We start from the raw sequence: 11,872 nt of genomic DNA, 5'->3' as shown, positions 1-11,872 counted from the left end.
AGCAGTCACCTCATTTAAAACGGGAATTTCAGCTACGGTTAAACCGCGTTCACCGGATAGGAGAAGCGTGCTAAATAGCACAAACACAAATATTAACAGCTTTTTCATTACTTTTACCTCATTGACTTATATAAAGATATTATAATCCATTTTTGGGGGAATGGCAAATTTAAGATGGCAGTGAAAAAAGGGGAAAGGAGATTATTAACTAAAAGGCAGTAGATTAACATAATGCAAGCTCTTTAGCTAAGCGGAAGTGAAAAACCAACTTTCCTTCCTTTCTAATGGGCCCCATTTTTTTCTCATCACCGTTTTTCTAATTTAGCAATAAAATCCAGAACTTCATTTTTGCCTTCGGTGTCTCCCAAATAATCATAAATTTCTATAATTTTCTTATAATTATCTATGGCTTTGTCTGGTTCAGCGGTTTCCAGATACAAATTGGCAATATTGCCCAACACATTGATCAGTTCAAGTTTATCGTTCATTTCTGTGGCAATTTTCAATTTCTGTTGTAAAAGGGGTAATGCCTCTATATAATTTTCGGTCAGCATTTTGGTGTAGCCCAGATTACCTAAAGCGATGGATTGTTCTTTCAGAAAGCGATTTTCCTTTGCAATTGCCAAGGACTGAATAAAATAGTCCTCTGCCTGATTTAACTTATTTTCTTCCAGGCAGATAAGCCCTAAGTTGCTATATACTTTAGCGGTGCGTTGTTTATCCTGTTCTTGCAAAGAGATAGCCAAGTCCTGCTGTTGCAGCTGATAAGCTTTGGTTAAACCCCCAGTTCTAAAATACCAATTCCCCAAATTTCCTAATGCAATAGAAACAAGCGATGGCTCATTTATCTGTTTGGCAATTTGGTAAGCAAGGTTAAAGTAATGCAAGGCATTTTCATTGTCATTTTGATAAAAGGCAGCAATCCCTAAAAAGCGATATGCCTCAAAACAAATCCTCTCCGCTTTTATCGCTATTGATTCTGTAAGTAGCTTTTGCACGGTTTCTATGGCTTTATTCCAATCCCCCGTCAGCCACAAAATATCGGCAATTTTCATTGTTGTTTCCAAACGCTTAACTGGTTGTAATTCAGGGTAATTTAGAAGCAGTTCATATAACTGCATTGCTTGTTGATTATTGTAAATTTTGGCAGAACTATCGGCCGCTTTTTCAATATAGATAAGTGCCTTATCTTTCACTTCCGCTTTGTGAAAGTGTTCTGCCAAAGCATAATAAAATTCTTCCAAGCGGTCCGGATACAATGTCTCAATTGCTTCTCCACACAAACGATGCAAGAGTTTACGGTTTTCCACCAATAATGTTTGATAGGCAACTTCCCGGGTTATGATGTGCTTAAAGAAGTAAGTGGAATAATTAAAGCCCAAAGAATGCAGAATGAATGACTGTTCTTCCAGAATATTCAGCGTGGAATCTACATCCAGATTATCCTGCAGACGATTTTCCAAATAGCGCAAAATTTCCACAAAGAATTCTTGCCCAATAACCGCGGCTTTATGTAAAAGCATTCTTAAGGAAACGGGCAATTTATCTAAACGCGAGAGAATCAGATTATATAAATTGGCCGGCACCGGAATATTCTGTAAATTGTCTAATGGTATATCTTGAACATAGTTACACCATTCTTCCACAAAGAAAGGATTTCCTTGAGAGAGCTGGATTACTTTATCTATAATCGGTTCGGATATTTCTTTATCTTGTGTGCGAGTGATGATTAAATCCCTGATTTCTTTTGCTTGCAAAGGATTCAGCTCTATCTCTGTCACTTGTGCTAAAGTATCAAAATAAGCGGGGAGATTATATTCCGAACGATACATCAAGATAAACATCAAAGGGGGGAGCGTGTTTGCCAAAGTAATTTTATTGAATAAATTCTCCAAGACCATTGCTGATGTCTCATCCAGCCAGTGTAAATCATCTAAAACGATAACCAGCTTATTGTTATGGCGTAATGTGAAATTAACCTGAGCGAAAATGAGATTTTCGATAGCCAAAGAAAGATGCTGCAAAAGGTCTGCTCCGCTTTGCTTTAAACGGGTATCCTCACTTTTTATTTCCAACAGGAAAGAGATAAGTGGTTTACCGTCAGTTAGAATATCCTTTTCTTCCGCGGAGGCAGTTTTTAACATAGTGGCATACGCATTTTCCAGCTTTTTCTGTTTAATTTGGGGATTTTCATTTATCTGCAAACGGAAAAGGGTCTCACAGATGGAAGTGAATAAATTTAAAGGAGCTGGATTTATAGCACTGCAGGCACCATGCAGGAAAACAGTATTTTCGGGGCAGGAATTTTCAAATTCATATACTAAACGCGTTTTACCTAATCCTGCTTCACCTTTAATTCCGATGACTGGTATGCGCTTTTTTGGATCAATATTCAAAAAGGTGTCTTGCAGCAAGTGAAGCTCTTTTTCTCTGCCAATATAATGCGTGCTCAAATTTCTGCGGTGCAGGGAACTATCCAATTTGGGCGCTTTTACCAAATAGCAATGCACCGGTTCGGAAAATCCTTTTAAACTCTTCCAATCTGCATCTATAAATTCAAAACTACGCTGAACCGCCACCATTGTCTTTTCGGGAAGCATAATGCTATTTACGGGAGCATTGGATTCCATTCGGGAAGCCAAGTTGACTTCGGGTCCATAAACGGTAAAATCTCCTTCTCTATCTTCTCCGACTTTGCCAACGGAAACAATTCCGGCATTGATGCCAATCCGAACTTCCAAGTCGATATGTTCAAAACCGCTCTGTTGCTTTAATTTAGTATTATACAATTTCATCTGTTCCTGCATTTTAAGGGCAGCGAGAATTGCTCTTTCGGTATTCTGTTCCGTAGCGGTTTTGGCACCAAATAAAGCCATTATGCCATCCCCCATATACTTATCTACAAAGCCGCCGTAAAAACTTATACAACGAGAAAATAGCTTCATTATTTCATCCATTTTGCGATGGATAGTTTCGGCGTCAAAGAGGTTGGAAATAGTACTAAAACCATGTATATCTGCAAAAAGCACAGTAACTTCCCTTAATTCACCCGCGCGTAAGTGAAGTTCGTCTGAAGTCAATGTTAGTTCATCCTCCAGATTAAAGAAATCGCTGCCGAAAATCAATTCGCCATCTTTCATTTTGCCTAAGTCCTTTTTATGTAGATAAATCATTAACAGAAAAGAGATAATTTCTGTCAACTGCAAATTGAGTGCGGGAGTTCAAAGTGCGGGAGTGCAAAGTTCAAAGTGCGGGAGTTCAAAGTGCGGGAGTTCAAAGTTCTTTTATTAGTAGTTAACTTGTAAATCTGTGAAATACATTAAAGGAAGAACGACGTCCTCGTCGTTCCCATTACAACCAAATTATGCAGTTTCCGCCTTATTTTAGGATTGTCTGATAGTTTGTTTGTTGTGGTTGACGAGGACGTCAACCCTCCATTATTACTACGCCAAGTTAAAAACCCGTCGTTCAAAGTGCGGGAGTTCAAAGTGCGGGAGTGCAAAGTGCGGGAGTGCAAAGTGCGGGAGTTCAAAGTGCCAGAGTTCAAAGTGCCGGAGTTCTTAGTTCAATGTTAATTTATTTCGGTGATCTCGGTAATTTCGGTGTTTTCGGTGGCTTAATTAATTTCGGTGCCTTCGGTGGTTTAATTTATTTCGGTGGCTAAATATAAAAATCCCTAAAATCCGGTTCATCTCACACCCATTAAATCTGCTATTTAATATATTTGCGTGTTCCTATCCCAAATGCGTGCTTGACAAAAATCTGCTTCTTAGCCGATAGTTTTTTTGAAAGGAATGTTCTCGTTAAATATATGTAGGACATAAGATATTATGAAAATCACAGCAAAGTGTAAAATTGTTAAAGAAACCGATACACAGGCAATATTAGAACTTTACCGTCAAGCGGGATGGTGGTCAACTGAAGACAAAGAATCCGATTGGGAAACAATCAACAAGATCGTTGCCAATTCCTTTTGCTTCGTTATTGCTATTTTTAATGATCAAATTATAGGTATGGGCAGAGCTATAAGTGACGGTGTAAGTGATGCTTATATACAAGATGTAACCGTGCTGAAAGAATATCGACGGCAAGGAATCGGAAAGCAAATTGTTAGCACTTTAATCAACTTTTTGCAAGAACAAAAACTGCAATGGATAGGGTTAATCAGTGAGCCGGGTTATGAGAATTTCTATCAGGGCTTGGGCTTTAAAGTGATGAATTCCTACACGCCTTTTTTATTAAGTGATAAATAAATGAATGGGCTGAACTTAATTACGGAAGAGCAAATTCCATTATTGCAAGATTATCTCACTCGCTTTCCGCGGAGAAATTGTGATTTTAATGTAACAAATCTGCTTGCTTGGGGTAAAATTTATCACAATCACTATCTGCTTTGGCAGGATAATCTGGTTATTTTTAACCCTCAATATCAAAATATCTGTTTTCCTTTGGGGGATAATTTTACTTGTGCCGATTTGGCTAACCTGGTGCATTTATTTAAACAAGAATATCCTAAAGCGGAGTTGAACATTGTTCCGGAAGAATATTATGCTCAGCATCCTGAAATGGATAACTATTTTGAAGTGAACGAAGATAGAGCTTGGGCGGATTATGTTTACGAAATAGACAAATTGGTAAAACTCTCGGGTAAGCAGCTTGCTAAAAAGAAGAATCTGATTTCACAGTTTGTGCGTGCATATCCTGACTATCAGGTTTTGCCAGTGACCAGTGACAAATTTGAAGTTCTTTTGCGCTTTACTTACAAATGGAAAAGAGAACGCAGTGCCGAAGGTATTTATTTAATGACCGAAATTAAGGCCATTGAGAATGCATTAAAGATGTGGGACACATTACCTTGCGAAGGCATTATTATCTGTTTGCATAATAAAATTGCCGCTTTTTCCATTTTTTCGCCTCAGACCGAGAATATGGTTACCGAGCATTTTGAAAAATTTGATCCTGAAAAAAAGGGCGCAGCACAAATTGTTAATTGGGAAACAGCTCGCTATCTGCAAAATCGTTTTAAATATCTAAACCGTGAACAAGACCTGGGTTTGGAGGGCTTAAGGCAAGCAAAACTATCTTACCAACCAACATTTTTGGTTAAATTTCTGGAGACCACGCTAAAAGTTTAACTCACTCCGATTGCACAAAAGTAGATAGGGAGCAAACAGAATCACTTAGAAACTAATTACTATAATGATTCCCATAAGCAGAAGCGACAGCAGAAACATATTATACTCTCTATTTTTAAGCCACAGCTGAAACGACCATTTTTGTTTCAGGCGTTTCCAATCAATTTTCTTGGGAAAATACCTACCCGTGGTTAAAATATAACTTTGCCAATCCTCAGGGAAATTATTACTTAAGGTCTTTTCTTCCTTTATAATGGTAAACGGAAAGATAACCAAAATCAACAGACCGGCAAGCAACCAAGCCCAAATATCATTCACATATAAAACCGCTCCCAACAACATAAAAGAACTGCCTGCATAGAGAGGATTTCTACATAAAGTATAAGGTCCTTCCATTACAAGCCGATTTCTTTTTTCAATTATTCCAGCAGACCAAGAACGGATAAAAGCACCCAAAGCAATCAGAATTATACTGATTATGACTGCAGTAGGGTTTTTTAATGTATGTGCGATACGATAGTGAAAGTTAAGAATAAATTCCAAAATAACGACTGTGCAGAGGACTCTGGTAATCAGCAATCGTTTTTTTGCCAAGAACATAGTTATTTTATTGATTATTTTCACTGGGATTTCTCCTATTTATAATTTGCGGAGGAACAGCGAGCTCCGGCTACACGCCGGGTTTCACTTTTCCACCTTTCCATTTTCTTGCGGAGCTTCAGCGAGCTCCGGCTACACGCCGGGTTTCACTTTTCCACCTTTCCACTTTTCCACTTCAAGACCTCTCGACCTCTCGACCCCAAGACCTCAAGACCTCTCGACCCCAAGACCTCTCGACCCCAAGACCTCTCGACTCCAAGACCTCTCGACCCCAAGACCCCTCGACCCCAAGACCTCTCGACTCCAAGACCCTTTCACTCATGATAGTAAATTGCCTGGATAGGATCAATTCCAGTTGCTTTCCAGGCAGGATAAAGTCCTGATAGAAAACCAATTAACAAAGAAAAACCCAATCCTACCGCAACTCCTTGCATAGGCAAATAAAGGGGAAATTTGATAGCGCCTGCTATCAGTGTAATCAATATCCAGGCAAGAATAACTCCTAAAACAGCTCCCGTAAAAGCCAAAGCCAGCGCTTCAAAAATAAAATAGAAGAAGATATCCTGTTCCGTAGCTCCAATGCTTTTGCGAATGCCAATTTCAGTCATTCTTTCCTGAATGCTGATCAGCAAAGTGCTAAATAGCCCTATTCCTCCTACAATCAAAGAAATGGAAGCAATGGCAATAAGGGTTATATTCCATTTATCCATAAATTTATTTATTTCCGTAGTGATTTTTAGGATCATATCGCCAATATCCATAAACTGGAAATTGGGATACATATTATGTCTGGAAAGCATTATCTGCCTGGCTGCATTTTTTAATTTGAGATAATCGTCGGTGGAGTATGATTGCAGATATATCTGGTGGATGATCTTATTGGGCTCTATATAAGTGGCTCCATATTTTAAAGGTATATATACAGATTTCAAATCCCTCTGCCTTTCCCAGGGGTTAAAATTCATTCCATTGCCAGCATTTAAAACATCAGGAGCTAACACACCCACAACTGTGAAACGATGCGAACCCAAAATCAAAACTTGTCCAATGGGGTCTTTATCTTTAAAATATTCTTCGGCAAATTGATAACCCAAAACAGCAACCGGTATGTTATTTTCGGCTTCGTAGGCATTAAAATAGCGTCCCTTGCCGATAGGATAGCTTTTATTTTTAAAAAAATCTACTTCCGTGGCGCACAGGATAATATTATTTACTTTATTGCCAACCCTATATAAGCTCTGTTTGGTCAATGAACCGTAAATACATTTATAATTCAGGTTTTCTTTCAGAGCCAGATAATCGTCATAATTCAGAAAGGGAACGCTTTGTCTGGGGCGTCTTATATGGCTGCGGTTTTTGCCCATTTCTTTATCTTCATTGCCTACGCTTGGGTAAATAATGATGGAATTATCCCAGCCCATTCCTTCCATATTTTTTTTAATTAGTCCTTTAATGGCATAAACACTGGAGAACATAGTTACAACGGCAAGCACGCCAATAACTATACCGGTAAGAGTTAAAAGAGACCTAAGTTTATGGCTGAAAATGCTTTGAAAAGCACTATTGATGCCATCTTTAATATTCATTGCCTATTCCATCTCGGTTTTGCATTTGGGACACATTTTATATTTACCTTTTTCGCTGCTATATTTTTCCACCAAATAAGGATTTCCGCATTTGGGACAAGCTATCGGCAAGGGTTTATCGTTTATAATGAATTTACATTCCGGATAGCGATTGCAGGAATAAAAAGGGCGTCCTTTTTTGGATTTGTGTGCGGTTAATTCTCCTTTTCCACACTCAGGGCATTTTATACCCAAGGTTTTGGGGCGTGCATATTTACATTTAGGGTAATTGGAACAGGCAATAAATTCGCCATATCTTCCGTGTCTGAGCATTAAAGGTGAACCGCATTCAGGGCATTTTTCGTCTAAAGCGGTGGGGACAACTATTTGGATATTGCCGTTTTCATCACGAGTGAAACTTTTGCTGTTTTTACATTGCGGATAATGACTGCAGGCAAGAAATTCGCCCCCTTTGCTATGTTTAATTAACATAGTGCCTTGTTTACACACCTCACAGACGATTCCAGTATCTTGCACAAAGTTATTTTTCTCTTTTTTAACATCCACTTTGTCTATCAATTCCGAAAGTTGAGCGTAATATTCTTTTACTACCTCATTCCAAGTAATTTTGCTATATTCCACTTCATCCAGTTTGCTTTCCATTTCGGCAGTGAATTGAACATTGAAAAGATAATCAAACTTATCTACCAAAAAGCGGTTTACATCGGTTCCCAAGGAAGTGGGGACAAATGCTTTTTTCTCCATTGTCACATATTTACGATTCCGCAAAGTACTAATTATGGCAGCGTAAGTGGAAGGGCGTCCAATTCCTTTTGCTTCCAATTCTTTAATTAAAGCTGCTTCAGTATATCTGGAAGGCGGAGTAGTAAAATGTTGGGTTTTTTCCAGAGGGCTATGTTCCAAAACATCAGCTTGGGCATAATCGGAATGGATTTTTTCGCCTAAAGGTATGTTTATGTAAGAGTATGCTTTCAAAAAGCCCTCCTCCATTATCTGAGCACCGGAAGAAACAAATTCTGCTTTACCGGCACTAATTTTTACATTGGTGGAGAGTAATTTAACCGGTTTCATTTGAGTAGCGATAAAACGCTGCCAGATAAGAGTGTATAATTTCAGTTGTTCTTTGGTTAAATACTGGGCAATGCCTTCAGGAGTTCTGAATGGATCGGTGGGTCTAATTGCTTCATGCGCATCCTGAGCGCTTTGTTTGTTTTTAAACACCCGCACTTTAGGGTTTACGGAATCTGCTCCAAAGCGTTCTTTGATTAAGTCAGTAGCTCTATTTACCGCCTCTTCAGCCATTCTGGTGGAATCGGTTCGCATATAAGAAATCAAGCCAGTGCTTTCTCCTCCCAAATCTATACCTTCATAAAGAACTTGAGCAATGCTCATCGTTTTTTGTGCTTGAAAACCCAAAATTTTACTTGCTTCTTGTTGCAAAGTACTGGTTATAAAAGGAGGAAGGGGTTCTATGTTACGAGTGCTGCGTTTTATTTCACTTATTTTTGCCTCGGCGGTTTGGATTTTTTCCACAATTTCTATGGCATTTATCTCATTGGCAATTTCCACTTTTTTACCGTCTAATTTTTCTAAAACTGCTTTGAAAGGCGCCAAATTACCTTTCCAAAAATTTGCTTCAATTTTCCAAAATTCTTTGGGAACGAATGCTTTAATTTCCGCTTCGCGTTCACAAATTAAACGCAAAGCAACGGATTGAACTCTACCGGCAGAAAGTTCTTTGGCAATCACTTTCCAAAGCAGAGGGCTTATTTCATAACCAACCAGACGGTCTAAAATTCTTCTTGCCTGTTGTGCCTCCACTTTTGCCATATCTATCTTGCCGGGGTTTTGCATTGCTTCGTTTATTGCCTGGGAAGTAATTTCATTAAAAACAATGCGATAGACGGGTTTATTTCGCAATTCCTTTTTCAATGTTTCCGTTAAATGCCAGGCAATTGCTTCTCCTTCGCGATCATTATCACTTGCCAAATAAACGCTATCCGCAGCTAATGCTGATTCTTTCAGTTCGGAGATTATTTTACTTTTCTTTTTATCTACTACATATACGGGCTGGAAATTTTGCTCGATTTTTACGCCCAAATCGTGTTCAGGCAAATCACGAATGTGCCCCATTGATGCTTTAACATTATATTGATTTTTAAGAAATTTACTGATTGTTCCTGCTTTGGCAGGGGATTCCACTATTATTAGTCCTTTACTCATACTTTTCCTTTATTATTTTGGCTTACGCTTTCCATTTCTTCCCATCATTCTTCCGTATCGAACATTCCACAGCATTTTTTATACTTTTTTCCGCTGCCGCAAGGGCAAGGATCATTTCTTCCCACTTTGGGGGCAACTTTTATCGGTCTGGTTTTTTCCACTTCGCCAACTGGATTGTTATATTGGGGAGGAGCGCTCATATTTTGATTCATTTGTTGTTCTTGTTGTGCTTTTAGAAAAGCGTTTAGTTCCTGATGACTCATATTGGCATTTTTCAGCAAGTTTTCCATTTGCTCCTGAGAAAGCACATAAGTGGTAAAGACCTTGCGTGTTACATTTTCTTGAATCCGGGCAATCAACCCTTGAAACAGATCATAACTTTCTTTTTTATATTCAATTAAAGGGTCTTTATTAGCATACGCGCGCAAATATACACCGTCTTTCAATAAGTCCATTTCGTGTAAATGATCTCGCCATTCATCATCCACAACTTCCAATAAAGAGCGTCTTTCAATATCTCTCAAGCGTTCCGAGCCAATCTGTTTTTCTTTGTTTTCATAAGTGGTAAGGGCATATTCCAAAAGGGTATTGAGCAGCAATTCTTTATTCAAATGGTCACTGGCAATATCTTTAACCGCTATGCTTATATTCAAATTGCGCTGAAACCATTGGCAAATATGTTCCAAATTCCAGTCCTCAGGATAGCTGTGCGGGGGGATATTTTCATCCACCATATTATTTATGGCTTCGGTGATCATTTCCAAAATTTCGTTTTTAAGGTCATATCCCTTCAGCACGCTGCGCCTATATGAATATATTACTTCGCGTTGCTGATTCATTACTTCATCATATTTTAACAGCTCTCTGCGGATTTCAAAGTTATGTTCTTCCACTCTCTTTTGGGCTTTTTCCACTGCTTTGGTCATCCACGGATGGCGAATCACATCTCCAGATTTCAAACCCATTTTCACCATCATCGGAGCTATTCTATCAGAACCAAAAAGGCGCATCAAATCATCTTCCAAAGAAAGATAAAAGCGCGAGGTTCCAGGATCACCTTGTCTGCCTGCTCTCCCACGCAATTGTCTATCTATTCTTCTACTTTCATGTCTTTCACTGCCAACCACATGCAGTCCATCCAAAGGTAAACCGTAAGGATATTCCTCCGTTAATGTTCTGGGTATATTTAAATAGCTTTCGTAAACGCCTTCTACAACACCTTTGCCGAGTTTTATGTCTGTTCCGCGACCAGCCATATTAGTGGCGATAGTTACCGCGCCAGGTTGGCCGGCTTCTGCAATTATTTCCGCTTCGCGTTGATGTTGACGAGCATTTAATACATTATGCGCTATTCCTTTTCGTTTTAGCAAACGGGAAATAATTTCGGACACTTCTACGCTCACCGTTCCAACTAAGACGGGTTTCTGCCTTTCGTGCCAGTAGATTATTTCATTGATAATTGCCTGGTATTTGTCATTTTTGCTTAAATAAATCAGGTCATCATGGTCAATACGAGTGATGGGAACATTTGTTGGAATCACCATCACCGGCAGATTATAAATTTCCATAAATTCTGCTTCTTCAGTTACTGCGGTGCCTGTCATACCAGATAATTTTTCATACATCCGAAAATAGTTCTGCAAAGTGACTGTAGCAAAGGTCTGAGTGCCGGCTTCAATTTCCACATTTTCTTTTGCTTCCAGCGCTTGATGCAAGCCATCGGAAAAACGACGACCGGGCATTTGCCTACCAGTAAATTCATCCACTATTATTACTTTGTTATCAATCACCACATATTCTTGGTCATTTTCAAAGAGCGTGAAAGCTCTAAGTAACTGATTGATATTGTGCAATTTTTCGCTTTTATCCATAAAGCGATTGGTTTGCAGTGCTTTTTGCTGTTGTTTTTCCTGTTCCGAGAGGGTTTCATTGTTATCAATTTCGGCTAAAATTTCATCGAGAAGCTGAACTACAAAGAGGTCTTTTTCTTTGCGGGAAAGCAAATCGCGTCCCTTTTCACAAAGATCTACGCTATTTTGTCTTTCTTCCACCACATAGAAAAGATTATCGTCCAGTTCATTCATTTTCTTGTCTCTCAGATATATGCCCTCAATGTCGTTGACCATTTTTTTCAGCTCACCGTCTTGCATATATTTTTGATATGCTTTATTACGAGGAGCCGCGCGCTTTATCAACAGCAAATTTTTCGCCAACCGATTATTGTCAGGATTGGGATTATTTTCATCAAGGTCTTCTCTAATTTCGCTTAAAAACCTTTGCACCAAAGCATTTTGAGCTTGAACTACCTGAGCTATGGCAGGACGCAAT

8 protein-coding genes are annotated in these 11,872 nt (G+C 38.9%); 3 read left to right on the top strand and 5 right to left on the bottom strand.

The features are described 5' to 3' along the window. Positions 1–305 precede the first annotated feature (305 nt). Complete coding sequence (locus ABFC98_00240) at positions 306–3,173, bottom strand: adenylate/guanylate cyclase domain-containing protein (GenBank protein ID MEN6444459.1); 2,868 nt, start codon at positions 3,171–3,173, stop codon at positions 306–308. A 323-nt stretch (positions 3,174–3,496) separates the two neighbouring features. On the opposite strand from ABFC98_00240, the gene ABFC98_00235 reads away from it, so the two are divergent. The 3 genes from ABFC98_00235 to ABFC98_00225 all read left to right on the top strand — a co-directional run bounded on the left by ABFC98_00235 (position 3,497) and on the right by ABFC98_00225 (position 5,135). After that, positions 3,497–3,664, top strand: coding sequence for a hypothetical protein (locus ABFC98_00235; protein ID MEN6444458.1), 168 nt, complete (start codon positions 3,497–3,499; stop codon positions 3,662–3,664). 166 nt (positions 3,665–3,830) lie between these two features. Further along, positions 3,831–4,253: a GNAT family N-acetyltransferase gene (locus tag ABFC98_00230; protein ID MEN6444457.1), complete on the top strand. Its 423-nt coding sequence runs from the start codon at positions 3,831–3,833 to the stop codon at positions 4,251–4,253. Next, positions 4,254–5,135, top strand: coding sequence for a phosphatidylglycerol lysyltransferase domain-containing protein (locus ABFC98_00225; protein ID MEN6444456.1), 882 nt, complete (start codon positions 4,254–4,256; stop codon positions 5,133–5,135). 45 nt (positions 5,136–5,180) lie between these two features. On the opposite strand, the gene ABFC98_00220 is transcribed toward ABFC98_00225, so the two are convergent. The 4 genes from ABFC98_00220 to ABFC98_00205 all read right to left on the bottom strand — a co-directional run. Continuing rightward, positions 5,181–5,759 carry a methyltransferase gene (locus ABFC98_00220; protein ID MEN6444455.1) on the bottom strand — a complete coding sequence of 193 codons (579 nt, stop codon included), beginning with the start codon at positions 5,757–5,759 and terminating at the stop codon, positions 5,181–5,183. Positions 5,760–6,049: 290 nt separating this feature from the next. Then, positions 6,050–7,321 carry an ABC transporter permease gene (locus ABFC98_00215; GenBank protein ID MEN6444454.1) on the bottom strand — a complete coding sequence of 424 codons (1,272 nt, stop codon included), beginning with the start codon at positions 7,319–7,321 and terminating at the stop codon, positions 6,050–6,052. Positions 7,322–7,324: 3 nt separating this feature from the next. After that, positions 7,325–9,544, bottom strand: coding sequence for a type I DNA topoisomerase (gene topA, locus ABFC98_00210; protein ID MEN6444453.1), 2,220 nt, complete (start codon positions 9,542–9,544; stop codon positions 7,325–7,327). A gap of 44 nt (positions 9,545–9,588) precedes the next feature. After that, positions 9,589–11,872: SEC-C metal-binding domain-containing protein (locus ABFC98_00205; protein MEN6444452.1), on the bottom strand; the 2,284-nt coding region annotated here is incomplete at its 5' end.

It is taken from the genome of Candidatus Cloacimonas sp. (assembly GCA_039680785.1).
Lineage (GTDB): Bacteria > Cloacimonadota > Cloacimonadia > Cloacimonadales > Cloacimonadaceae > Cloacimonas.
The sequence above is the reverse complement of the archived record's forward strand: the minus strand, read 5'-3'. Positions and strand labels throughout refer to the sequence as shown.